Below are 23,437 nucleotides of genomic sequence, written 5' to 3' on the forward strand. Positions count from 1 at the left end.
CTATTTTTCGTCTCTTCTTCTTACAATGTATTGTGTAGAAGCTTTTTTCTTATTACGTGTTTTAACACCGATAGCTTTTTTACCCCATGGTGTCATTGGTGATGGACGACCGATTGGTGTTCTACCTTCACCACCACCGTGTGGGTGATCTACTGGGTTCATTACAGAACCTCTTACGTGTGGTCTACGTCCTAGATATCTAGATTTACCAGCTTTTCCTAGTCTGATTAATTCGTGTTCTTGGTTTCCTACAACACCTATTGTTGCTTTACAGTTTAAGTGGATAAGTCTAACTTCACCACTTGGTAGTCTTAATGTTGCAAAGTTACCTTCTTTAGCCATTAGTTGTGCACCAGTTCCTGCTGATCTTACAAGGACACCACCTTGTCCTGGTCTCATTTCGATATTGTGAACTGTTGTACCTACTGGGATATCTTTAAGTTCTAATGCATTACCTGGTTTGATATCTGCATTTTCTCCTGAGATAACTTTATCGTTAACTTTAAGTCCTCTTGGTGCTAGGATATATCTTTTTTCTCCATCTGCATATGCAAGTAGAGCGATATTTGCTGATCTGTTTGGATCGTATTCGATAGTTTTTACTGTTGCTGGGATATCGTCTTTGTTTCTTTTAAAGTCGATGATTCTGTATTTTCTTTTTACTCCGCCGCCTCTAAAGCGAACAGTTGTTCTACCTGTATTGTTACGTCCACCTTTGCTTTTTAGGTCTGTTAAAAGTGATTTTTCAGGTTTATTTGTTGTGATTTCTTCGAATGTTGAAACAGACATATTTCTATGGCCGTTTGAGGTTGGTTTTAATTTTCTAATAGGCATTTAAATCCTCCTTATAAACCTTCGAAGTATTCAATTTCTGCACTGTCTGCTGTTAAAGTAACTACAGCTTTTTTCCAGTCAGCTTTTTTACCGATACCATGACGTGTTCTTACTTTTTTACCTTCGTAATTCATTGTTCTAACTTTTTGAACTTTTACGCCATCAAAGATTTGTTCGATTGCAGCTTTGATTTCTGGTTTATTTGCATTTTTGTCTACTTCAAAAGTGTATTTGTTTTCATCAAGTAAGCTCATTGATTTTTCTGTAATAATTGGTCTTTTAATTATTTCATAAGGTGATTTCATTATATAAATACCTCCTCAAGTTTAGCAATTGCATCTTTTGTAATTACTAGCTTGTTGTGTCTTACTAAGTCATAAACATTGATTAGGTTTGCAGCTGATACATCTACACCTTCGATATTTCTAAATGATCTATAAACTAAGTTATCATTTTCTGCTGTTACTACATAAGCTTTTTTACCAGCTTCGATTGCATTTAAGATGTTTGCTGCTTCTTTTGTTTTAGGAGCTTCAAATGATAGGCTATCTAAAACGATTAATTCATTTTCGTTTACTTTTGAAGTAAGAACTGAGTAAAGTGCTTTTCTTCTTAGTTTTTTAGGAACTTGATAGCTGTAGTCTCTTGGTTTTGGTGCAAATACAACTCCACCGCCTGTATAGTGTGGTGCTCTAATTGAACCTTGACGAGCTCTACCTGTTCCTTTTTGTCTAAATGGTTTACGTCCACCTCCACGTACTTCAGCACGTGTTCTAGCAGATTGTGTACCTTGTCTTTTATTTGCAAGTTGGTTTTTAACTACTTCGTACACAGCGTGTTCGCTAATTTCAGTGTTAAATAGAGTTTCGTTTAACTCTAATTCTCCAACATTTTCTCCTTTTATGTTTAAAACATTAACTTTAGGCATCTAACTCCTCCTTAGTTTTGGCCTTTGACTGCTTGTTTAATTTGAACAAGTCCGCCTTTAGGTCCTGGAACCGCACCTTTAACTAGGATGTAAGAGTCTTCTGTATTTACTTTAACTACTTGTAAATTTTGGATTGTAACTCTTTCATTTCCCATTTTTCCTGAGCCTTTTCTACCTTTGAATACTCTTGCTGGATCTGAACCTGCTGCACGAGCACCTGCTACTCTGTGAGATTTAGAACCGTGAGATTGTGGACCTCTACCATAGTTCCATCTTTTGATAGCACCTTGGGTACCTTTACCCTTGCTTGTTGCAACAACGTCTACGATTTCGCCTTCTTCAAAGATGTCTACTGCTACTTTATCACCAACTACTAGGTCGATTGGGTCATTTCCGTAGTTAACTTCTTTTAAATATCTTTTGTAAGATGCGCCTGCTTTGTCAAAATGTCCTTTGATAGGTTTTTTAACATTTTTTTCTTTTTTGTCCATATAACCGATTTGTACTGCGTTGTAACCGTCTGTTTCGTCTGTTTTAATTTGTACAACTACATTTTCATCAGCTTTTAGAACAGTAACTGGAGTGATAACTCCATCTTCATCGATGACTTGAGTCATGCCTACTTTTGTTGTAAATATACTCTTCATGAGTACCTCCTTAATTACAGCGGATTGATTATCCAATCATTCTAATTACAGTTATTATAACTTAATTTCGATATCAACACCTGCAGGTAAGTTTAATTTCTTAAGTGCATCTAGTGTTTTAGCATTTGGGCCTAAGATATCGATTAATCTTTTGTGTGTTCTTTGTTCAAACTGTTCTCTAGAGTCTTTGTATTTGTGAACCGCTCTTAAAATTGTAATTTTTTCTACTTCTGTTGGAAGTGGAATTGGTCCAGATACTTCTGCTCCGCTTCTTTTAACCGCTTCTACGATTTTTTCTGCTGAGCTATCGATTACTTCATGATCGTAAGCTCTTAATCTAATTCTGATTTTTTGTTGATTAGCCATTTTTCCTCTCTCTTTCTTTACCACGCCTCCGGGCGTTTGATATGTGTGGAAACCGCTTAGAATGATTTCTAAACTTGCTAGGCAAAAGTTCCCTTGTGATTTTGGCCTAAGTCACAAGCAACATCTTGCTTCAAAGCACCATATAATAATACAATAAAAACACCATAAAATCAAGTGTAAAGTAAACATTTTACAATATTTTATATAAATTTATAAATATTGCTAAATAGCTTCTATAAACCTGAGTTTTCCAGCATTTCTTTTGCAACGTTTCATTAATATACCGGCTAATTAGCCTATGTCAAATGAAAATTTGTAAAATATTTTATTTAAATTATAATAGAAACTATATAATATATAGAAAGAATATGAGGAGAAGAATGAAAATCTTAAAAGAATTTGTAATCCTATGCGCTTGTTTACTCATTGGCAGCATTCTAAAGTATCTTATCCCATTACCTATTCCTGATACAATCTACGGTATGGCGATACTATTTATTTTATTTATCACAAAGAAAATAAAAACTGATGATGTAAGAAGAGCTTCAAATGTAATTTTAGATAATATGAGCTTTTTATTTGTACCTGTTGGGGTTGGTATCATCGAAAACTTTGATTTATTTACCCAAAATTTTGTTGCTATGTTTGTAGTTACCATAATAGCTTGTACTGTTGCAATGGCAGTAACTATGATTGTAGTTGAATTTGTACAAAAAAGGAGCAAACATGTTTAGTAATGCATATTTTGGTATTGTCTTATCATTTGTTATATTCCAATTATCAAAAAAATTAACAAACAAAATACATAACGGTATTCTAAGATCTATCCTAAATCCACTTTTAATTTCAATAATTGTAATATCCATTATCCTATCTGTCGCTGGTATTTCTTATCAAGATTATAACTTAGGAGGGTCACTAATATCATTTTTTATAGGCCCTGCAACAGTAGCCTTAATGGTAAGTCTTTATGATAACATACATATATTAAAGAAAAATTTTGCTGCGATTATGATTGGTATTTTTGTTGGAAGCTTTGTTTCAATGCTTGTTACCGCCCTACTTTCAAAAGTTATGGGTGTTGATGATATGATGATTATCACCATGCTTCCTGAATCAGTAACAACTGCCATAGCCGTAGGTCTTGCTGAAGAATACGGTGGTATCGCTGCTCTTGCTGCAATCGCAGTAATTATTCGCGGAATTATTGGCATAATAATCGCACCTATAATTATAAAAGTGTTTAAAATTTATAATCCAGTTGCCCAAGGTATAGGCCTTGGAACAGCTGCCCACGCCCTAGGTACAACAAAAGCCCGCGATATGGGTAATGTTCAAGGAGCCATGGCAGGCTTATCCATAGCCGTAGCTGGAATTGTGACAGTTATTTTAATGCCACTTATGGTTTTAATTTTAAATTCAATATAAGAAAAACTGCAGGAAAGTTAGTCCTGCAGTTTTTTATTCTAAAACTATCTCATTATAAGTTTTTTCTGTCGATTTAAATGTTAGTAGGTAAAAAATGATATAGGCTATAAATACAGAAATTAAACACATTAGATATAATCTAACATTATTTAAACTTAGTATTTGTAAAAACTTAGTTATGATAGGGATAGCAAATAATGAATGGGCGAAGGCAAATATCAGGGGTAAGAAAAATACTAGTCCCATTTGCTTTGAAATTGACTTTTTAGCTTCCCTATCTGTCATCCCAAGTTGTCGCATGGTTTTAAATCTAGCCTTATCTTCCATACCTTCTGAAAGTTGCTTATAATATATGGCAAGAACTGTGGATACCAAAAATCCTAGGCCTAGGATAATACCCACAAAGAATATGCCGGCATATACTGCTAGAAGGTCATTTCTATCAACTTGGCTATCTTGTAAGGAAAACCAATCATTATCCATATTGTCTTTTAGTTCATCCCATAATTTATCTCTTAAATCCGGATCATAATTTCCATCTACATCAAAGTTCACATTATTTACAGTCTCATAGCCACCACCATACCATTCAGGGGTGAAGCCACGTACAACTTTTTCAAAGATTTGAGCATCTTTAAAGATAAGCTGGTCTTTGTCATTGATAGATATATCAGCTATGGATATAGGAGTAGGATAATTTTCTGCCAATTCTTTTTTTATCTTTAAATCCATACCCTCTATTTTTTCTATTTGCCTTTTGTCATTACTTTGTAAAAAGATAACATCATTGTCTTTAAAGTCATAAGCAGAATCGTGATCTAGGACAAAAAATACCATATCAATCTGACTGCCATCCATAGATTGGTCATCTGTAATTTTCTTTTTTAAAATAGTTCCATCTCTATCGACTGGAAGTACTGCACTCTCGTAGGTCCAAATGTATCCTGTTTTATTGTTTTCTTTTAAAATCCTATCTACTTCATCTCTGAACAAATCAATGTCATTGGTATTTGGAAATGATAACTTATAGTCAGTTGCAAACATTTGTTCTTGGACTTCACTTGTTGCAAAGTAGAGGGAAAAACCAGAAGTTAAGACTATGATTACCATAGTAGATAGTATGGCAATACTAGCAAGGGTTTTTGCACTATTTTTTACCCTATAGATAAGCCCAGAAACTGCTGTAAAATTTGATTTTTTATAATAAAAGTTCTTCTTTTGTTGGAGGAGTTTTAGTACACCTGATACTATAACTGAAAATGCTGCGTAGGTTCCTACAATTACTAGCATTACGGCAAGGAAAAATAGTTTGAAAGCATCCATGGGATTTTGTGTTGTAAGGCTAATATAATATCCTGCCCCAATGCACAAAATTCCAAATATACCTGTAGCTATTGGATATTTTGGAGTTTTTTGCCCAGCCTTTGCTTGGTATCTGAAAGACATAGGGCTAAAGTTCCTACTTTTAAATATTTGCCTAGCTAATAATAAGGCAAATATTATAAAAAATATAAGGGCTGTGAGTAAGAGGGGCTGGATTGTAGGAAATATACCAGTTTCTAGAACATTCATATCTGTATCTAGAATTTGCAAAAATCCGGCAAAAACTAGTTTATATATAATAGCTGAAATTATAGTTCCAATAATTATTGACTTTATATATAGGTTGATTAACTCATAGATATAGATTTTTACCAAATGCTTTTTTTCCATACCCAAAGTCAAATATAGGGCAGATTCTTCCGCTTTATTTTTCTGTATAAAATTATAGTTGGTCAAAATTGTTAATAGTGCAAATATCAACAATATTATAGAACCCAAATTCATCAAAGTTCTTATGGTTGTTTGTCCGAAAAAGTTTTTTGTCAATGGATCTGCGCTTATTGATAAGCATATATTTATTAAAACTATGAAAAATACTGTTGTACCTATAAATGGTATATAGAGCCTTTTATGTCTTTTGATCCCATCTATGGCTAGTCTGTGGTAGAGTGATTTCATCTGATCTCACCCCTTTGAAGCATTTGCATAGTATCAGCAATCTTTTCGCCCATTTCATATTTTGAAAAACCAGAATTATAAAGCTGGTGGAAGATTTTGCCGTCTTTGATAAACAATACTCTCTTTGCTTCAGAGGCTGCCTGGATGGAATGGGTTACCATTATTACAGTTTGTCCATTTTCATTTAAGTATTTGAAAACTTCCATCAATTCCCTTGATGAATTCGAATCCAAAGCGCCTGTTGGTTCATCTGCTAGAAGTAATTTTGGATTTGTAATAAGGGCTCTTGCTACTGCGCAGCGTTGTTTTTGCCCTCCAGATACTTCATAAGGATATTTGTTTAAAATCTCATCTATCCTTAGTGGCTTAGCCACTTGCAAGAGTTTTTTATCAAAATTTTTGGGGTCATCTTCTGCTAATATAAGTGGTAGCAAAATATTTTCTTTTAAAGTAAGGGTATCGAGTAAGTTAAAATCTTGGAATACAAATCCTAGGTGGTCACGTCTAAATTTTGAAATCTCAGAATCACTTATGGTCGATAAGTCTTTACCTTCTAAAACTATATTCCCTTTACTAGGCTTATCTAAGAGAGCTAATAGGTTAAGCAAGGTAGTTTTTCCGGAACCAGATTCCCCCATTATAGCTATGTATTCTCCTTCTTCTACCGAAAAATTCACATTGTTTAAGGCGTGAACTTGGTTTGTTGATAATCTTGACTTATATATTTTTTCTAAATTTGATACTTCTAATAACATATTATCACTTTCCTTTCTTATCTTTGTCTATATATTACAAGATAAAAAAATAAAAATCCCTCGATTAAAATAACAATTTTTTCCTTAAAGTGACAATTTGTTATTTTAAAACTCGACTAAGATTTAATATTACTTTTGTTCCTACATCTACTTTTGATTCTATGCTAACATCTATGGACAAATTTTCTGCTGCAGTTTTGACTAAATTTAAACCAATACCAGTAGATTTTTTGTAAATGCGCCCGTTATATCCCGTATAGGACTTATCAAAAACCCTAGGCAAATCTTCTTTTCTAATACCGATTCCAGTATCTTCGATGATAAGATTTTTATCATCTATATAAAAAGAAATTTCTCCTTCTTGGGTATATTTGTTGGAGTTTGATAAAATTTGGTCGAGAATAAGAGCAAACCACTTTCTATCTGTAGTTAGCTTTAGATTAGTAGGAACAAAATTAACCTTGTTTTTCTTTTTAATAAATACTTTTGAATATTTTTTGATAGATGAACTTATAAGCTCATCAAGGTCTGCTTGTTCAAATACAAAGTCAGTAGATAGTGATTCCAATCTCATATAGGATAAGAGGGTTTCGATGTATTCTTCTATCTCAAACACCTCGGCTTTTGCTGCATGATCATCTACAGGGTGGTCTTTGAGGATTAGATTTAAGGAAAAAAGTGGAGTTTTTACCTGGTGGGTCCACATACTTACATATTCTTTGAATTCTGCCATTTTTATTTCAAAAAAATTTTCCATTTGCTTATTCGACTTGTAAATATTATTAATATTTTCAAAAGCCTTGGTATTTTCTATTAAAAATGGAGCTTTGGATTCAAAATCATTTGTCCAATATGTAATTTCATTTGAAAATCTCTTAAAATTTCTATAAGAGATTACAAGGTCAATTAAAAATAAAAATACCGATATAAGGCAAATATATGATATGTAATTTTTGTCGAAACCAAAAGTAATGCTTGCTAGTAAGGCAAGGATGAAAATTACAAATAATATCAGACTATGGCCTTTGATTTTTATAAATTTAGACATCTCTTTCAATATAATAACCCACCTTTTTCTTTGTTTTTATCAAATCCTTAAGGCCTATATCTTCTAGTTTTTTTCTTAGTCTCATAATATTTACAGTGAGAGTATTATCATCGATAAACTCATCAGTCTGCCAAATTTTATCCATAAATTCTTCACGCCTAAAAACTTTTTCCGGGTATTCAAACATCATTTCCAAAATCAAATACTCATTTTTTGATAAAGATATTTCCTCATTAGCAAATTTTAAAACCATCCTATCCCTGTCAATAATTACATCCTTGTAGGAAATATTATTAGTAGACTCACTATATTCAAAAGTACGTCTTAAAATTGCCTTTATCTTTGCAAGGAGCAGTTCCAAATCAAAGGGTTTTGTAATATAATCATCCGCTCCCATATTCATGGCCATAATTTTATTTAGATTTTCATCTGCAGAAGAGATAAAAATAATGGGAACATTTGAAGATTTTCGAATCTGCTCACACCAATAATAACCATTAAAAAAAGGCAAGGAAACATCAAGCAAAACCAAGTCTGGATTTACTTTTTCAAATTTTTCATAGACTGTGGAAAAGTCGTCAGGAGTATGAACTTCATAGGACCAGTTTTGCAAAAACTTTTTTAAGGCCTTTAAAATAACGTCATCATCTTCAACTATATATACTTTTATAGGATCCATAATTACCTGCTTTCTTAACTATAATTATAAGTTAAAAATCAAAAAATAAAACCGCCCCAAGGACGGCTTATTATTTCTTACTTATTTTGTTTTTCAAATTTTCAAAATCATATCCCCTATCTTCCAGATCATGGATTAGGTTAGGAAAGGCCTTTAGCAGACGTTTTTCTCCGTATTCTTGGAAGTTATCTTTAAATTCTTGACTACGTTCATCAAATTCTTTGCGTTTTTCACTGGTTTTTTCTGCTCTTTCTATGCCTCTTTGAGCAATTTTTTCTCCAATATCTGTTGTAACTTCTCCTAGTTTTTGTTTTGATTTTTCAATCTCCCTAAATTTCTTATTGATGCCTAAGATAGTATTTACTGTTGCTATTAGGTCTATAAGGAAAATTATAGCAATAATAATATTTACAATTATTAATATCTTCACTGGAAAGGCTGATACAAATTTTACTATCATCGGGTGGATTGCTTCATAGAGGATAAAGCAAAGGGCTCCCCAAATTAGTGAATATTCTGCACAAATATATCCACCTATATTAAACTTTTTGTCTGTGTAATCCCACCATTTTTTGTGAAAAACTTTCTCTAATATAAATCCTGTAACTAGTTCAATAACTGAGGCCACAAGCATGGATGCAAAAAATAAAAACAATTTGCTATATGTATTTACTTTTCCCAACATAAATAAGATAGAAATGGCTGCAAATCCATATATGGGACACCAAGGGCCATTTAAAACTCCACAGTTGATATATTTTCCCTGACGAATGCCATTATATGTAACTTCCATGGCCCAACCAATTATTGCATATATAAAAAAATAAATTATATAATAAGCATTTAACATATTAACTCCTAATAAAAAACTCCTAAGAATTGCTTCTTAAGAGTAATTTTACAAATTTATTTTATTTCTTCAATAACTTTTACAGCTTCTTCTTTTTCAAGAGTACTTCTTGTGTAGATATGATTTTGGCCATCTTTGATTACGATATAATTAAATGATCCATCATCCCAGAATTTGCCTGAATTTTCGCCAATTGTGATTTCCTCTACATCATCTGGAATTGTTACAATTTCTTCTAATCTTTCATCTTTTGGTGTGATTTGAATTGTAATTTTTTTAGCAGGATTATTTTCTGCCATATATTCTACAGTTCTCAAATCCTTTTTTTCATCTTTAAAATTTTCTACAAATTTTTCTGGTAGATATCCGAATTCTAGATCATAGATTCCTTTTTCTCCAGAGTCTTTGTTTTCTACTTCACTTGCAGGATCTGGTTCTACTGCTACATCTTCTGTTTTTTCAGCTTCTTTTACTTCTTCGCTAACTTCATTAGCCGGTTTTTCTTCCGCTGGCCTTGTATTGCCACAAGCTATAAGTGGTGTTAATAAAGCTAAAATCAAAGCTAGTGATAAATATTTTTTATTTTTCATAACCTCTCCCCTTTTTGATACAAGGATAATTATACTATTATTTTTAAAAATAAAAATTTATTTATTATTGTTCTTATCATATTCTTTTAAATGAGCTTTAGCCCTTAATAAAAACTCTTCCATTACTTTAATTCGTGCATAATGTTTCTGATTACCTTCCACAATTATCCATGGAGCATAGTCGACATTTGTTCGATATAACATCTCATCCATAGCATTTATATATTCACTCCATTTATCACGATTGCGCCAATCTTCATCTGTAATTTTGTAGTTTTTATCAGGATTGTTCTCTCGATCCATAAATCTTTGATATTGGGTATCTTTATCTATTACTACAAAAAATTTCAAAATTAATGATCCATGCTCAGCAATTTGTTTTTCAAACCCTAGAATTTCATCATAGGCTCTAGCCCATTCATTTGTACTCGCAAATCCTTCTACTCTTTCAACCATCACTCTTCCATACCATGATCTAGAGAAAATCCCTATATAACCATCTTCTGGTAATTTATTATAAAATCTCCATAGATAATTATATTCATTTTCTTCTTTGCTTGGTGCTGAGATAGCATGAACAGTATAAAGTCTTGGGTCAACTTTTTTTATCAAACGTTCAATAGCCCCATCTTTTCCAGCCGCATCTACACCTTCAAATACTAAAACGGTCGATATATCTCTTTCATAAAACTCAAAAAGAACATCTTTGATTTCTTTTTCTAGGCTTTCTTTTTTCTCTTCATATTCTTCATCTGAAATATTTTTGTTTAGGTCTAAATTTTCAATTACTTGAACTGGATTGCTATAAGATCTTACTTCATTTTTGCTATCAATTCTTTGAGTTGATACGCGCTCTAGTCCTATTGTAAGTTCTTCTAACATTTGATAAAGGGCTTGTTTGGATGCTTTTTTCAAATTGTCGCTTTCAATAATTGTCCAAGGACTAAAATCAAAATTTGTTTTTTCTAAAATATTTTCAAAGTGACTTTGATACTTTTTATAGTTTTTATTTTGATCTTTATCAGATTGGGTTAAATAAAAACTTTTTTGATTGCTATTTTCTAATTCTTTAATTCGTTTTTTCTGCTCATCTTCACTTACATTTAAAAAAAGTTTTATAATTATTGTCTGATCATCATAGAGGATTTTTTCAACTTTTTCTAAAGACTCTATCTTATTTTCTAGTTCTTTATCGCCTATATTTACATCATCAAATAATTTGTAATAAAATGACCTGTCAAAAATTTTTATGTGACCTTTTTTGGGGATATTGTCAAAAAATCTTTTTGTAAAATGATATTTTTTGTCATATTCCTCATCTTTTTCAAAAACTTCAACATCAAAGTATTTTGGATTGAGCTCTTCAGCTAAATTATTGATTACATAACCCTTGCCTGAGGACTCAAAACCATCTATCATAACAAGTACAGGTATTTCCAAGTTTTCACAAATCCTTGAAAGTCTTGCAAGTCTTGTCTTTAAATCTGATTTGCTTATATCATCAAAATTTGCTTGATAATTCTTATTTAAATCCATATTATTCTCCTTAATGCTTTGATACCCCAATTTTTTCTAAATGATATCTGCTATAAGAGCTCGATTTTTTATTTTTATTGTTTTATTCTTTATTTCAATCAACCCATCATCTACCATATTTGAAAGCTCACGTGAAAGGGAGGGTCTTGTTGTTGCCAAAATATCCGCCCACTCTTCGCGAGATAAATTAGTTTTTACCACTCCATTTTCTTCATTTATTATCAAATATTTTGCTATTTTTTGCCTTAAGGTTGGCTGGGATGTAATTTGATTGGATCTGCTTAATTGCAAGCATTTTTTAGAGACTAATTTTGTGTAAGCAATTAAAAAATCCTTAGGTGTATCAGTCGCAAAAAGTTTTTTAAAATCATGGATTAACAGGACTTTTGAATCAGTTTCTGCTTGGGCAGAAAAATCAAAGGGTTCGTCTAAATAGGAGTAAACTTCTCCAAATATAGCTGGCTTATTAAATTTTCTAATTATAAATCTTTTGCCATTTGGATCGATTTTATAAACTAAAATACTACCTTCTACTAGGTAATACATTGCTCCTGTTACCTCGCCAACTGTAAATATTTGTGAATTCTTAGGATAGATTTTTTCTTCAAATTTTGTTTTTTGGGTCAATATTTTTAAATCTTCATCAGATAAGTCTTTAAAAATAGAAATTTCTCTTAAATTCATATTTCACCTCAATTTAAGTATAAAAAAAGACGCAATATTTTTCAATGCGTCTTATGTTTTATTTTTCTATTATCTCAAGTATTGTCTTATCTGCTGACTTAAAGCCTTGGTGGGAAAGTTTACCAACATTTGCAATAGTTTGTTCAATATTTTCTCCTACTACACCAACATTTGCTTCGCTTACAATACCATTTAATGAAAGGTAGGCTGCAATTATTGCTTCCTCGGCACTGGTAGAAAGTTTCATAGAGCAGGATTCTTTGGCTCCATCACAAAGCATACCAGTAAGATTTGCAAAAACATTTGTACAAGCCCCTGCAATTTCTTTTTGACTACCTCCAAGCATAAAGGCTATAGCTGCTGTTGATCCAATAGCTGCCCCGATAGCACAACCACAGATTCCGCAAAGTTTTCCAGCGTATTCTTTTACATAACGATTGATTATATGAGCAAAAAATAAAGCACGAGCTAAAATTTCATCATCCAATTTTTCATGTTTAGCTACCATATATACTGGCAAAATAATTCCTACACCTTGATTGCCGCTGCCACCTGATGTCATAACTGGTAATGGTCCACCACCCATACGCATATCAGCTGCAGCTGCGGTTAAAATCCTAGTTTGACTTATAAAATTATCCGGCAAAATTTTATTTTCCTTAAGCTCATTTAATTTTTTACCAAGACCCATACCATAGCCTTTTAGGCCTTCTTCAGCTGCCTTTAGGTTTACATCCACTCCTTCTAGGACAAAATTTATATCTTTAATATCCATCGATCTTACAATTTTTTCTAAATCTGCAAAATCCATTTCTTTTATATCAAAGTCTGACTTGTCTTTTTTTACAAATGGATTATCCAAAATAACATGGCCATTTTTTATGATTTTGCTTATATGGGAGTGAGAATGTGAGATAATTGTTGTTACCATATCTTTTTTCGTCATCAAGGTAACTTCTATGTATATATCTGGTAAATCTTCATTGAAATATTCATTAGATAAATCTCTAATATTTACAACTAAATTATTACTAACAAATTCTCTAGCTTTTTTTATTTCATCATCACTAAGATTTGAAAAAATCAAAAATGCTTTATCAGTTTTTTTGGTAAATGCACCCAAACTTGCCGCAAGTTCTAAGCCATGATCTCCAGTCTTGGGGATTTTTACAGATTTACCATTTTTATATATATTATTACTTACTTTTAAATTTATTTTTGTAATTTCATCTTTATTTAAATAGTTACTAGCAATATTTGCCGCATAGGCAACAGCTACTGGCTCTGTGCATCCAATAGCTTTTGTAGAGTCTTCCCCAACTATGTTTATCAATTCTCTTTGAACATCATCCATAAAATATCCCCTTTCACCATAATTATATTAAAATTTTTTATAATTGGCAAAGGTTTTCATATAATTTTAAGCTATATTATAGAAAATCTTTTTGTATAAAAAAATCAGGCCCCTTTGAGGACCTGATTTGTAAATATTTATTAAGCTGTCATTGTTGCTAAATCTTCTTCTACTGTTGAGATTGGAGCAATGCCAAAGTTTTCTACTAAGAAGTCTACAACTGTAGGAGATAGGAATGCTGGTAGTGTTGGTCCTAGGTGAATATTTTTTACTCCTAGGCTTAGTAAAGATAGTAAAACTATTACTGCTTTTTGTTCATACCAAGCTATGTTATATTCAATTGGTAAATCATTTATATCATCTAATCCAAAAGCATCTTTTAATGCTAGTGCAATTTGTACTAATGAGTATGAGTCGTTACATTGACCAGCATCTAGTACTCTTGGGATACCATTTATATCTCCAAGTCCTAATTTGTTGTATCTATATTTTGCACAACCTGCTGTTAGGATTACGTGATCTTCTGGAAGTCCTTGGGCAAATTCTGAATAGTAATTTCTTTCTTTAAATCTACCGTCACATCCACCCATTACTACGAATTTTTTGATATTTCCAGCTTTAACTTCTTCTACAACTTTATCAGCTAATTGGATAACTTGATTGTGAGCAAAACCACCTACTACTTTTAAATCTTCAAGATTTGTTGGAGCTTCACAAGTTTTAGCTAATTCAATGATTTCAGAGAAGTCTTTGTAGCCATTTTCATCAGCTTCAATGTGTTTGCAACCTGGATATCCTGCTTGGCCAGATGTAAACATCTTATCTTGGTAAGTATTGTCTTTTTTCATTGGTACAATACAGTTAGTTGTCATTAAGATTGGACCATTGAAAGCTTCAAATTCTTCATTTTGGTGCCACCAACTAGAACCATAATTTCCGTGGAAGTGGTCGTATTGTTTAAATTCTGGATAGTAGTTTGCAGGTAGCATTTCTGAGTGAGTATAAATTTCTACTCCGCTGTCTTTACTTTGTTCAAGTAGCATTTTCATATCGTGTAGGTCGTGGCCTGAAATAAGAATTCCTGGTTTGTTACCTGCAGAATAGTCTACTTCTGTAATTTCTGGGTTACCGTAGCTTGTTGTATTTGCTTTATCTAAAAGAGCCATAGCTTTTACACCGTGTTCACCAGTTGCCATTACAAGATCAATTAGATTTGGTATTTCTTTGTCAGATTTTGTTGTTTCTTCAAGTGCTTTAGCGATAAATCTATCAACTTCCACATCCCTATAACCTAATACATTTGCGTGGTGGTTATAAGCAGCCATTCCTTTTAGACCGTATGTAGTAAGTTCTGTAAGACTTCTTTCGTCTTCATTTAAGATATTTAAAACGCCAACTTCAATAGCTTTTTTTTCTAATTCGCTATCATCCATTGTTGAGAAAAGAGCAAAGTCTGATAGACCTTCTTTATCTTCAATTTTTTCTAATAGCTCATCTTTCATTTTGATAGTTTCTTTAACTATTTTAAAGATAGCTTCTGTATCAAAGTTTGCATTTGTAATAGTTACGAATAAGTTTTTTGAAATTTTTTCATAAACTTTTTCATTATCCTCGCCTAGTTTATTAGCAACTTCAGCAAGTCCTTTTGTTACATATATTAATAAATCTTGGCTATTTGCAGTATCTTCTTTTTTACCACAAACACCTTGGATAGTACATCCTTCGTTTTTAGCAGTTTCTTGACATTGATAACAAAACATATATTACTCCTTTTGTAAATTCAAATGTTAAATATCTCTTATGGTCTTATTATAGGACATGTAAAATTAAAAATCGGTAACATATGTTACAAATACGATTTTTTTTACCATAAATGTATAAAAATTTATGGGTATAATATAAAAAAGTTAACAAATTTAGGAGGATAATATGGGATTTTTTGATAGATTTAAAACAAAAAATAATGAAAATTCAAATATAATTTATGCACCAATGACTGGTGAAGCTAAAAATATAGGAGAGTGTGAAGACCCAGTTTTTGCCGATGAGATTGTGGGCAAGGGTACTATGATCATTCCAAGTGAAGGAAAACTTTATGCGCCAGTAGATGGGAAAATTTCAATGATTGCTGATACAGGACATGCAGTAGGCATTACATCTACAAATGGTTTGGAAATATTAATCCATATCGGTCTTGATACAGTAGAGCTCAATGGCGATCCATTTAATATAATAGCAAGCCAAGACCAAGATATAAAAAAAGGTGATTTACTTTTAGAATTTGATATTGAAAAAATAAAATCAAGCGGAAAATCTACCCAGTCACCAGTTATTATTACAAATCCAGATAATTATGAAATTTCTGTCCTAAAAACTGGCAATGTGAATCATGGCGATGAGCTAATCGAGGCTAAATAAAGGCAAGATTATGAAATTAATTGCAGTAGATGTAGACGGGACTCTTTTAAATAGCAAAAATGAAATCTCCCCAAAAACTAAAGATGCCTTAATCAGAGCAGGAGAGACCGGCCACAAAGTTGCCATAGTTACTGGACGTCCAACATCAGGGGTAGGATATCTTGCAAAAGAATTGGAATTCGAAAAATATGGAGGACTACTTTCAAATTATAACGGTGGATCAATAACCGATTTTAAAACCGGCGAAGTAATCTCAAATAACACACTTGATTTAGATTTAGCCAAGGAAATCTTAGCTAAAACAAAAGACCTACCCTTAGAAATACTTATCCCAAGTGGGGATAAAGTTATTTCTGATTCAGAAAATAAATATCTGGATATTGAAAGAGATTTACTAAAAATAGATGTAGAAGCTATAGAAGGACTTAGGGATAATATTGACTTTGCCCCAAACAAAATAATCTTTGCAAATGATCCTGAGATACTTGAAGAACATCTAGATTATTTATTTGATACTTATGGAGAAAGTACAGCCCAAGTCAGAAGCCAAAGATTTTATTACGAAATCATGCCAAAAGGCCTTTCAAAAGGAAATAGTCTTTTAGAAATAGCAAAATATTATGGTATTGACCAAAAAGATATAATTGCCTTTGGAGATGAGCTAAACGATGAAACTATGATTGAAATTGCTGGCACTGGTGTAGCCATGGGCAATGCAGTAGAAAAAATAAAAGAAATCGCAGACTATGTTACATTATCAAATGATGAAGATGGGATAGCTGCTTATTTGGAGAAATTTGTACTAAATTAAGTCTTTAGGAGAGGCTTATGAAAATAATAAAAATATTACTTGCAATAATTGTAGTTTCAGCAATTTTTGTAACAACAAGCCACATTGCCAAGTTAAACACTCGGCTAAATGCAAAAATGGGCAACATGGATTATAGGCCTGACATAAAAGAAAATATAGACAAACATGCCGGCGAGCATCACTTTGAAGATAGAGATATAGTTTTTAAAACTGTAAACCATTACGCTAAGATTATGGATGATATATTTATAAATTCTTATGATAACACCAGTCTTGGCGGCTCCTATCTTTTAGGAGAAGATACAGATCTTTGGGCAATATTAATCCACGGCTACACTGCAACAAACAAAACGATGTTTACCATTGCCGATGAATATTACAAAAGAGGTTTCTCAATTTTAGCTCCAAATTTAAGAGGCCATGGCAACAGTGCTGGTATTTTTACTACATACGGTATAAAAGAAAAGGAAGATATAAAATCACGGATAAATTGGATAAAAAAATCTTATCCAGATGCAAAGATAGTTTTGCAAGGCGAATCATTAGGAGCTGCATCAGCAATGTTTCTAATAGCAGAAAATCCAAAAGATGTCATAGCATGTGTTGAAGATTGCGGATACACTAGTTATTTTGAAATGTATGCCAATCAATTCCCAAAAAGATTAAAATTTTTAGCTAAACCAATAGGACTTCTAGCCAATTTGTTCATAAAGCCAGTAATTGGCGCGGATTTATTTAAATCAAACATAGAATCCATACAAAAAACCCAAATACCCACCCTATTTATAAATGGTGCAAAAGACCACTTAGTACCAGTAGAAATGTGCAAAAAACTCTACACTGCCCACAAGGGGAAAAAGGATATACATATAGCAAAAGGCGCAGGACATGCCGAAAGCAAACTTTATGATGCAGATATTTATTACAGGAAGATATTTGATTTTTTAAGTGATATTTAAAAACTAGCTTTACATCAAGCTAGTTTTTTTATTTATCTTATATAGTAAGATAAAACCTAAGAATTATAGTAAGGTATTAGTAGTAGAATATAAGGAGATTAATTAATGAATATTATAGTTGCGCAGTCTGGTGGTCCTACTAGTGTTATCAATTCTTCCCTTGCCGGAGTGATTTCTGCTGGGATTGAAAATGATTTTGATAAAATTTATCTTAGCCTCCATGGCATTGAGGGGATAATAAATGATGAAATTGCTGAGGTGGATAAGGAAAAGTATATAAATAAAAATATAAAAGAAAAGTTAATGGCTAGGCCTTCTTCTATCTTAGGTTCATGTCGTTTTAAGCTACCGGCATCTTTAGATGATGAAATTTATGAGAAAATTTTTGAAACTTTAAAAGCTTATCAAATATCAACTTTCGTCTATATAGGTGGAAATGACTCTATGGATACTGTTATGAAGCTTAATGAGTATATGAAATCACATAATATTAATGATATAAATATCATTGGCTGTCCAAAAACTATAGACAATGACCTAATGGGAATGGATCATTCTCCAGGATTTGGATCTGCTGCAAAATACATAGCTTCTACCTTAAGAACTCTTAGAACCGATGTTGATATTTATGACTTAAAATCAGTTACCTTTGTTGAAATTATGGGCAGACACGCTGGCTGGCTGGCTGCATCAGCACTTAGTGCAAATTATGGAATGGACAAAGAAGTAGTAAATTTGGTTTATCTACCAGAGGATCAAAAATCCTTGGAACAAGTATTTGAGGAAATAAAAGAAGCTTTAAAGTACGAAAACAATTTAATAGTTGCCCTTGCAGAGGGTTTTAGAGATAAAGACAATAAATTAGATGAAGAAAGTTTTTCTAACCAAAATGATGCCTTTGGACACAAAATCGTATCTGGAGTTGCTAGTAGGCTAGCAGATTTGGTGAGAAATAAACTTGAAATCAAATCACGTGCAGTAGAACTTTCTATCGTACAAAGAACAAGCAATCTAATTAGCAAAACTGATGCAAATGAAGCATATAAATTAGGCTATAAGGCAGCAAAACTTGGCATTGACAATACAAATCTTGTGCCTGTATTAAAAAGAAAATATGTTGATGGATATGAAGTTTACTACGAATCTGTAAGCCCAGAAGAAATAGCAAATAAGGAAATGAAAATCCCTAAAGATTGGCTATTTGATAAAAAAACTTTAGAAGAAAAAATCACCGCCTACATCCTTCCCCTTATAGAAGGTAGTATTGAGCAAAATTATGAAAATGGCATGCCTGTTTTTGTAAAACTAAATGATTTTATAAAATAAAAAGTAAAGCTCTACTTGGTTTAGCAAAGTAGAGCTTTTTTATTCTAAATTTTTCTTCTAACATATCTCTTATTAAGTTTTAAAATTATAGAACCAAAAATTACAAGTATAAGTCCTATTAAAAGGTTAATTGTGAAATTTTCTTTAAGAATTAGGACTGAAAGCATGGATCCAAATATTGGGATAAATAATTTGTACATGCCCATTTCTCCCGCTGCGTGATATTTTAAAACTGTATTCCAAGTTATATAGGCAGTTGCTGAGATAAAGGCCCCATAGATTAGCAAAACTATTGCAAGGGGCGAAAAAGTTAGTTTTGTCTTATTCATAATTAGACCAATTATTATTAGCGGAATAGATCCAATTACAAATTGGGCTGCAGTTACAAAAAATTCATTTTGATTTGCCCCGTATTTTCTAACATAAACTGCAGAAAGTGCATTAAATGTTGTTGCAAGTAAGATAAAACCTTCACCAAGCAGGGTAAATCCTGTACCTACATTTCCAAAACCACCATTTGCTATAACAATTCCAAAAGTTCCAATAATTATTGCAAATATAGTTGCTTTATTTATTTTTTCCTTTGGCAGCATTATAGCAGAAAGAATTACAACTATAAATGAATTCATAGCCTGAATTATAGAAGCTTTTATACCAGTTGTATTTATCATTCCAATGTAATAAATTAAGTATTGGACCATGGTTTGAATTAGAGATAGGACAATTATATATTTCCAGTCGATTGACTTTTTATTTACTCTATTTTTGTTAAATGTCAGATAGTAAACAAAGGCTAATACTCCTGCAAGAAAAAATCTGATTCCTGCAAGTAATATTTGTGCGCCTGTATTAGCAGCTGTCACATTCATTTCAGCATAAGTTGTTTTGATAGTTGGTACAGCTGATCCCCACAAAAGCATAGCAAAAAGTGTAAAAATAATAGCAGTTTTTTTATCTTTTAGTATTTCTAGCATAAAATCTCCTTAAAAAATTACTAGAGAAATGAGTAAGTAAACCGCTCCACTTGCTAGCATAATCTTTATCGGGTCGGTTTTAAATTTAAACATTGCAAAAAGTGCAGCACCAAAAATTATTACCATCAAATAATCTATATTTGAAATAGCAATGGTATTTGTATCAAAAAACGCTGTTCTTAAAATTTGCACACCTGCTATCAAAATCATTGACACGATTGCCGGTCTTAAAAAATATAGGATATTTGTCATGGCATCGAGATTTTTATATTTTTTATAAAAATAGGAAATAGACCCGACAATAATTGCTGAAGGCAAAACACAACCTAATGTTGCTGCCAAAGCCCCAGGAAATCCTGCTAATCGTGTTCCTACAAAAGTTGCAGAATTTATTGCAATAGGCCCCGGAGTCATTTGGGAGATGGTAATCAAATCATTAAACTCACTTAAAGTTAACCAATTATTTAAATCAACAACTTCTTCTTGAATAATAGGTAGAGCCGCATATCCGCCACCAAAGGAAAAAAGTCCAATTTTTAAAAAACTTATAAACAATTTAATTAGCATCTTGTCCCCTTTTCACAAATGTGTAAATTACACCAATTACAATAAGAGCTGCAATTATATAAACAACATTTATATCGAAGAAAAATCCTAAAACAAAGCTTGAAATCATAATAAGTGGGATGATTTTTGACTTTGACTTTAGCAAATCTTTGGCCATATCAATTACAACTTTTATAATCAACGCCCCAACTCCAGCTTGCATTCCCTTTAAAAACAAAGCAATATATTGATTTGTTATAAAAGCCTGATAGGCCATTGATATTAAAGAAATTATTACAAGTGGCGGGATAATTGTTCCTAAGATTGCAACAAGCATACCCGGAAAACCAAGTGTTTCAAAACCCACTACTACAGATGCATTTACTGCAACTGCTCCTGGTGCTGATTGGGCAATTGCAGTCATATCTAGCATCTCTTCCTTGCTAATCCATCCTAATTTTTCTACAAATGTTTCCTTCATCAGCGATAAAATCACATATCCTCCACCAAAGGTAAAGGCTGACAAGTAAAGGGTTGACTTAAACAAATCCCATAAGTTTTTCTCTTTTTGCATCAATTCCTCATTTCTATTTATCTAATTAATATAATATCATAAAAACTTTCAAATTAGACAAAAAATATCCTCAAATTGCATTAATTTGAGGATATAGTTTATTAATTAATATTTCTAGTTAAAATATTTTTCATTGATTTTTTGAGCTACTTTTTCTGGAGTAAATCCGTATTCAGCAGTAACTTCATCGCCTTTTCCAGATAGACCAAAGTTATCAATTCCGATATTTAATCCATCAGTACCAGTCCACTCTGTCCATCCAAAAGTAGATCCCATTTCAAGAGAGATTTTGTTTGTAACTTCTTTTGGTAAAACTTCTTCTTTGTAAGCTTCATCTTGATCTCTAAATAATTCCATAGATGGCATTGAAACTACACGGATGTTTTTGCCATTTTCTGCTAATATTTTCTTAGTTTCTAGGGCAAGTTCTACTTCTGAACCTGTTGCAATAATTATTGCATCAGTTTTTCCTTCACTGTCAGATATTACATATGCACCCTTATTGATATCGCTAATATTTTCTGTTTCAGCAAGATTTCCTACATTTTGACGAGTTAGAGCCATTACAACTGGTTTTTCTTTTGACTCAAGGGCAAGTTTCCAAGCAAGTCTTGTTTCATTTGCATCAGCTGGTCTTAACATAATAGTATCTGGTATAGATCTTATCATTGCGAGCTGCTCAATTGGTTCATGGGTAGGACCATCTTCACCAACTGCAATTGAATCATGAGTCATTACATATGTTAAAGGTAATTTTGATAATGCAGATAATCTAATAGCGGGTTTTAGATAATCTGTAAATACAAAGAATGTTGAAACATGGTGCCATGTTCCGCCGTGGGCAATGATACCATTTCCTATTGCAGCCATTGAAAATTCACGTACACCATACCAAACATTGCGTCCTTCTGGACTTCTGTCTGTAAATGCAACTGTGTCTTTAATATTTGTTTTATTTGATGAGAATAAATCTGCAGATCCTCCCCAGAAGTTTGGATTATTTTTTGCAAGATCTTGGATGATTTCTCCATTTGATGCACGAGTTGCTATTGCTTTATCATCTGCAGTGTATTTTTTAACTTCATCCATAAAATTTTCTGGTAATTCGCGGTTTATACCTGCCATAAGATTTTTGTAATCTTCTGGGTATTTTTCTTCATAGGTTTTTAAAAGCTCATCCCATTTTTGGTTTTCTTTCTCACCTGTTCTACCGATTCCATCAGCAAAAGTTTCGTAAATATCATCTGGGACATTAAAGTCATCCTCAGTCCATTCATAAATTTCTTTTGCTTTCATAAATTCTTCAGCTCCGATTGGGGCACCGTGAACTTTGTTTGTTCCTTGGTTAGTTGATCCATAACCTATAATTGTTTTTACTTCGATAAGAGTTGGACCGTGGAAATTACCCTTAGCATGATTAATTGCTTCATAAATTTGATCAAGATCTCTTCCATCTTTAACTTTGATGTAATTCCAATTTAAAGATTCAGCACGTTTTTTAATATCTTCTGAGAAAGTTGTATTAGTCGCACCATCTAAGCAAATGTCATTTGAATCATACAAAACGATTAATTTTGAAAGGTTTAAATGTCCTGCTAGACTCATAGCTTCATAGGAAATACCTTCCATAAGGTCGCCATCACCACAAAGTACGTAAGTGTAGTGATCAATAATTTGTGCATCATCTTTGTTATAGATAGCTGCAAGGTGTTTTTCTGCCATAGCAATCCCAACAGCTTGGGCAAAACCTTGACCTAAAGGTCCAGTAGTAACTTCCACACCTTCAATGTGGCCACGTTCAGGGTGACCTGCAGTTTTTGCTCCGAGTTGTCTAAAATCTCTTAGATCATCAATACTTACATCATAACCTGCTAGATGTAAAAGTGAATAAAGCATAGAAGACCCATGGCCAGCTGATAAAACAAATCTGTCACGGTTAAACCAGTTAGCATTTTTAGGGTTTGCCTTTAAATACTTATTCCACAAAACATAAGCCATAGGAGCCGCTCCCATTGGAAGACCAGGATGCCCACTATTAGCAGCTTCAATTTGAGCAATAGAAAGTGCACGAATAGCACTAATTGCACGTTCATCATTTTTGTTAAACATAATCACTCCTTATCTTTCTA

At 32.5% G+C, this 23,437-nt stretch carries 25 protein-coding genes; 6 read left to right on the forward strand and 19 right to left on the reverse strand.

What is annotated here, in order from left to right:
* From rplB to rpsJ, 5 genes are read right to left on the reverse strand one after another with little or no spacing between them, the layout of a single operon-like run.
* Positions 1-834, reverse strand: coding sequence for a 50S ribosomal protein L2 (rplB, locus tag ACKRLN_RS06755; protein WP_203126084.1), 834 nt, complete (start codon positions 832-834; stop codon positions 1-3).
* An 11-nt stretch (positions 835-845) separates the two neighbouring features.
* Positions 846-1,139: a 50S ribosomal protein L23 gene (gene rplW / locus ACKRLN_RS06760; protein WP_203126082.1), complete on the reverse strand. Its 294-nt coding sequence runs from the start codon at positions 1,137-1,139 to the stop codon at positions 846-848.
* Positions 1,139-1,762, reverse strand: a complete 624-nt coding sequence (gene rplD / locus ACKRLN_RS06765) for a 50S ribosomal protein L4 (protein ID WP_416334670.1) — start codon at positions 1,760-1,762, stop codon at positions 1,139-1,141. Before rplD ends, rplW begins: the two co-directional genes overlap by 1 nt.
* Positions 1,763-1,773: 11 nt before the next feature.
* Complete coding sequence (gene rplC / locus ACKRLN_RS06770) at positions 1,774-2,409, reverse strand: 50S ribosomal protein L3 (protein WP_203126079.1); 636 nt, start codon at positions 2,407-2,409, stop codon at positions 1,774-1,776.
* Between the two features lie 54 nt (positions 2,410-2,463).
* Positions 2,464-2,775 carry a 30S ribosomal protein S10 gene (gene rpsJ, locus ACKRLN_RS06775; protein WP_203126077.1) on the reverse strand — a complete coding sequence of 104 codons (312 nt, stop codon included), beginning with the start codon at positions 2,773-2,775 and terminating at the stop codon, positions 2,464-2,466.
* A 380-nt stretch (positions 2,776-3,155) separates the two neighbouring features.
* On the opposite strand from rpsJ, the gene ACKRLN_RS06780 reads away from it, so the two are divergent.
* Positions 3,156-3,509 carry a CidA/LrgA family protein gene (locus ACKRLN_RS06780; protein WP_296140752.1) on the forward strand — a complete coding sequence of 118 codons (354 nt, stop codon included), beginning with the start codon at positions 3,156-3,158 and terminating at the stop codon, positions 3,507-3,509.
* Positions 3,502-4,203, forward strand: coding sequence for an LrgB family protein (locus ACKRLN_RS06785; RefSeq protein WP_296140755.1), 702 nt, complete (start codon positions 3,502-3,504; stop codon positions 4,201-4,203). The genes ACKRLN_RS06780 and ACKRLN_RS06785 overlap by 8 nt, the downstream gene beginning before the upstream one ends.
* A gap of 33 nt (positions 4,204-4,236) precedes the next feature.
* Here ACKRLN_RS06785 and ACKRLN_RS06790 read toward each other — a convergent pair whose 3' ends face one another.
* From ACKRLN_RS06790 to hcp, 10 genes are all read right to left on the reverse strand, one after another.
* Positions 4,237-6,204, reverse strand: a complete 1,968-nt coding sequence (locus ACKRLN_RS06790; protein ID WP_296140758.1) for an ABC transporter permease — start codon at positions 6,202-6,204, stop codon at positions 4,237-4,239.
* Complete coding sequence (locus ACKRLN_RS06795) at positions 6,201-6,959, reverse strand: ABC transporter ATP-binding protein (protein ID WP_296140761.1); 759 nt, start codon at positions 6,957-6,959, stop codon at positions 6,201-6,203. Before ACKRLN_RS06795 ends, ACKRLN_RS06790 begins: the two co-directional genes overlap by 4 nt.
* 100 nt (positions 6,960-7,059) lie before the next feature.
* Positions 7,060-8,007, reverse strand: a complete 948-nt coding sequence (locus ACKRLN_RS06800; RefSeq protein ID WP_416334671.1) for a sensor histidine kinase — start codon at positions 8,005-8,007, stop codon at positions 7,060-7,062.
* Positions 8,000-8,686, reverse strand: a complete 687-nt coding sequence (locus ACKRLN_RS06805; RefSeq protein WP_296140764.1) for a response regulator transcription factor — start codon at positions 8,684-8,686, stop codon at positions 8,000-8,002. The genes ACKRLN_RS06800 and ACKRLN_RS06805 overlap by 8 nt, the downstream gene beginning before the upstream one ends.
* A gap of 70 nt (positions 8,687-8,756) precedes the next feature.
* Positions 8,757-9,536 carry a putative ABC transporter permease gene (locus ACKRLN_RS06810; protein ID WP_416334672.1) on the reverse strand — a complete coding sequence of 260 codons (780 nt, stop codon included), beginning with the start codon at positions 9,534-9,536 and terminating at the stop codon, positions 8,757-8,759.
* A gap of 56 nt (positions 9,537-9,592) precedes the next feature.
* Positions 9,593-10,126 (reverse strand): DUF4367 domain-containing protein, encoded by a 534-nt coding sequence (locus tag ACKRLN_RS06815; protein WP_296140769.1) that lies wholly within the window; start codon positions 10,124-10,126, stop codon positions 9,593-9,595.
* A 57-nt stretch (positions 10,127-10,183) separates the two neighbouring features.
* Positions 10,184-11,662 (reverse strand): hypothetical protein, encoded by a 1,479-nt coding sequence (locus ACKRLN_RS06820; RefSeq protein WP_416334673.1) that lies wholly within the window; start codon positions 11,660-11,662, stop codon positions 10,184-10,186.
* Between the two features lie 36 nt (positions 11,663-11,698).
* On the reverse strand, positions 11,699-12,346 hold the full coding sequence (locus tag ACKRLN_RS06825; RefSeq protein ID WP_295883308.1) for a Crp/Fnr family transcriptional regulator: 648 nt from the start codon (positions 12,344-12,346) through the stop codon (positions 11,699-11,701).
* A 58-nt stretch (positions 12,347-12,404) separates the two neighbouring features.
* Positions 12,405-13,700 (reverse strand): serine dehydratase subunit alpha family protein, encoded by a 1,296-nt coding sequence (locus ACKRLN_RS06830; RefSeq protein ID WP_296140775.1) that lies wholly within the window; start codon positions 13,698-13,700, stop codon positions 12,405-12,407.
* A gap of 140 nt (positions 13,701-13,840) precedes the next feature.
* On the reverse strand, positions 13,841-15,460 hold the full coding sequence (hcp, locus tag ACKRLN_RS06835; protein ID WP_296140778.1) for a hydroxylamine reductase: 1,620 nt from the start codon (positions 15,458-15,460) through the stop codon (positions 13,841-13,843).
* A 169-nt stretch (positions 15,461-15,629) separates the two neighbouring features.
* Here hcp and ACKRLN_RS06840 point away from each other — a divergent pair, with 169 nt between their 5' ends.
* The 4 genes from ACKRLN_RS06840 (at position 15,630) to ACKRLN_RS06855 (ending at position 19,214) form a co-directional block, all read left to right on the forward strand.
* Complete coding sequence (locus ACKRLN_RS06840; protein ID WP_296140782.1) at positions 15,630-16,118, forward strand: PTS sugar transporter subunit IIA; 489 nt, start codon at positions 15,630-15,632, stop codon at positions 16,116-16,118.
* A 10-nt stretch (positions 16,119-16,128) separates the two neighbouring features.
* Positions 16,129-16,929 carry a Cof-type HAD-IIB family hydrolase gene (locus ACKRLN_RS06845; RefSeq protein WP_416334674.1) on the forward strand — a complete coding sequence of 267 codons (801 nt, stop codon included), beginning with the start codon at positions 16,129-16,131 and terminating at the stop codon, positions 16,927-16,929.
* A gap of 17 nt (positions 16,930-16,946) precedes the next feature.
* The gene (locus tag ACKRLN_RS06850; protein WP_416334675.1) at positions 16,947-17,888 is read left to right on the forward strand and encodes an alpha/beta hydrolase; all 942 of its coding nucleotides are present in this window, start codon (positions 16,947-16,949) and stop codon (positions 17,886-17,888) included.
* A 105-nt stretch (positions 17,889-17,993) separates the two neighbouring features.
* The gene (locus tag ACKRLN_RS06855; RefSeq protein WP_203126059.1) at positions 17,994-19,214 is read left to right on the forward strand and encodes a diphosphate--fructose-6-phosphate 1-phosphotransferase; all 1,221 of its coding nucleotides are present in this window, start codon (positions 17,994-17,996) and stop codon (positions 19,212-19,214) included.
* Between the two features lie 44 nt (positions 19,215-19,258).
* Here ACKRLN_RS06855 and ACKRLN_RS06860 read toward each other — a convergent pair whose 3' ends face one another.
* The 4 genes from ACKRLN_RS06860 to tkt form a co-directional block, all read right to left on the reverse strand.
* A complete protein-coding gene (locus ACKRLN_RS06860; RefSeq protein WP_416334676.1) occupies positions 19,259-20,188 on the reverse strand; it encodes a DMT family transporter in 930 nt (309 codons plus the stop codon).
* Positions 20,189-20,197: 9 nt separating this feature from the next.
* Positions 20,198-20,755 (reverse strand): chromate transporter, encoded by a 558-nt coding sequence (locus ACKRLN_RS06865; RefSeq protein ID WP_416334677.1) that lies wholly within the window; start codon positions 20,753-20,755, stop codon positions 20,198-20,200.
* Positions 20,745-21,308 (reverse strand): chromate transporter, encoded by a 564-nt coding sequence (locus tag ACKRLN_RS06870; protein ID WP_416334678.1) that lies wholly within the window; start codon positions 21,306-21,308, stop codon positions 20,745-20,747. Before ACKRLN_RS06870 ends, ACKRLN_RS06865 begins: the two co-directional genes overlap by 11 nt.
* Positions 21,309-21,422: 114 nt before the next feature.
* Positions 21,423-23,417 carry a transketolase gene (gene tkt / locus ACKRLN_RS06875; RefSeq protein WP_416334679.1) on the reverse strand — a complete coding sequence of 665 codons (1,995 nt, stop codon included), beginning with the start codon at positions 23,415-23,417 and terminating at the stop codon, positions 21,423-21,425.
* Between the last annotated feature and the right edge of the window lie 20 nt (positions 23,418-23,437).

Origin of the sequence: Anaerococcus sp. AH8042_DFU013_CI05 (assembly GCF_047936775.1) — a bacterium.
GTDB lineage: Bacteria > Bacillota > Clostridia > Tissierellales > Peptoniphilaceae > Anaerococcus.

Excerpts from the sequence above, each read along its gene's own strand:
- hcp (WP_296140778.1), bottom strand. The coding sequence starts at position 15,460 with ATGTTTTGTTATCAATGTCAAGAAACTGCTAAAAACGAAGGATGTACT.
- rplD (WP_416334670.1), bottom strand. The coding sequence starts at position 1,762 with ATGCCTAAAGTTAATGTTTTAAACATAAAAGGAGAAAATGTTGGAGAA.
- ACKRLN_RS06790 (WP_296140758.1), bottom strand. The coding sequence starts at position 6,204 with ATGAAATCACTCTACCACAGACTAGCCATAGATGGGATCAAAAGACAT.
- ACKRLN_RS06820 (WP_416334673.1), bottom strand. The coding sequence starts at position 11,662 with ATGGATTTAAATAAGAATTATCAAGCAAATTTTGATGATATAAGCAAA.
- ACKRLN_RS06840 (WP_296140782.1), top strand. The coding sequence starts at position 15,630 with ATGGGATTTTTTGATAGATTTAAAACAAAAAATAATGAAAATTCAAAT.
- ACKRLN_RS06850 (WP_416334675.1), top strand. The coding sequence starts at position 16,947 with ATGAAAATAATAAAAATATTACTTGCAATAATTGTAGTTTCAGCAATT.
- ACKRLN_RS06865 (WP_416334677.1), bottom strand. The coding sequence starts at position 20,755 with ATGCTAATTAAATTGTTTATAAGTTTTTTAAAAATTGGACTTTTTTCC.
- ACKRLN_RS06810 (WP_416334672.1), bottom strand. The coding sequence starts at position 9,536 with ATGTTAAATGCTTATTATATAATTTATTTTTTTATATATGCAATAATT.
- ACKRLN_RS06800 (WP_416334671.1), bottom strand. The coding sequence starts at position 8,007 with ATGTCTAAATTTATAAAAATCAAAGGCCATAGTCTGATATTATTTGTA.
- ACKRLN_RS06785 (WP_296140755.1), top strand. The coding sequence starts at position 3,502 with ATGTTTAGTAATGCATATTTTGGTATTGTCTTATCATTTGTTATATTC.
- ACKRLN_RS06780 (WP_296140752.1), top strand. The coding sequence starts at position 3,156 with ATGAAAATCTTAAAAGAATTTGTAATCCTATGCGCTTGTTTACTCATT.
- tkt (WP_416334679.1), bottom strand. The coding sequence starts at position 23,417 with ATGTTTAACAAAAATGATGAACGTGCAATTAGTGCTATTCGTGCACTT.
- rplC (WP_203126079.1), bottom strand. The coding sequence starts at position 2,409 with ATGAAGAGTATATTTACAACAAAAGTAGGCATGACTCAAGTCATCGAT.
- ACKRLN_RS06805 (WP_296140764.1), bottom strand. The coding sequence starts at position 8,686 with ATGGATCCTATAAAAGTATATATAGTTGAAGATGATGACGTTATTTTA.
- rplW (WP_203126082.1), bottom strand. The coding sequence starts at position 1,139 with ATGAAATCACCTTATGAAATAATTAAAAGACCAATTATTACAGAAAAA.
- ACKRLN_RS06825 (WP_295883308.1), bottom strand. The coding sequence starts at position 12,346 with ATGAATTTAAGAGAAATTTCTATTTTTAAAGACTTATCTGATGAAGAT.
- ACKRLN_RS06830 (WP_296140775.1), bottom strand. The coding sequence starts at position 13,700 with ATGGATGATGTTCAAAGAGAATTGATAAACATAGTTGGGGAAGACTCT.
- ACKRLN_RS06815 (WP_296140769.1), bottom strand. The coding sequence starts at position 10,126 with ATGAAAAATAAAAAATATTTATCACTAGCTTTGATTTTAGCTTTATTA.
- ACKRLN_RS06845 (WP_416334674.1), top strand. The coding sequence starts at position 16,129 with ATGAAATTAATTGCAGTAGATGTAGACGGGACTCTTTTAAATAGCAAA.
- ACKRLN_RS06860 (WP_416334676.1), bottom strand. The coding sequence starts at position 20,188 with ATGCTAGAAATACTAAAAGATAAAAAAACTGCTATTATTTTTACACTT.
- rplB (WP_203126084.1), bottom strand. The coding sequence starts at position 834 with ATGCCTATTAGAAAATTAAAACCAACCTCAAACGGCCATAGAAATATG.
- ACKRLN_RS06870 (WP_416334678.1), bottom strand. The coding sequence starts at position 21,308 with ATGCAAAAAGAGAAAAACTTATGGGATTTGTTTAAGTCAACCCTTTAC.
- ACKRLN_RS06795 (WP_296140761.1), bottom strand. The coding sequence starts at position 6,959 with ATGTTATTAGAAGTATCAAATTTAGAAAAAATATATAAGTCAAGATTA.
- rpsJ (WP_203126077.1), bottom strand. The coding sequence starts at position 2,775 with ATGGCTAATCAACAAAAAATCAGAATTAGATTAAGAGCTTACGATCAT.
- ACKRLN_RS06855 (WP_203126059.1), top strand. The coding sequence starts at position 17,994 with ATGAATATTATAGTTGCGCAGTCTGGTGGTCCTACTAGTGTTATCAAT.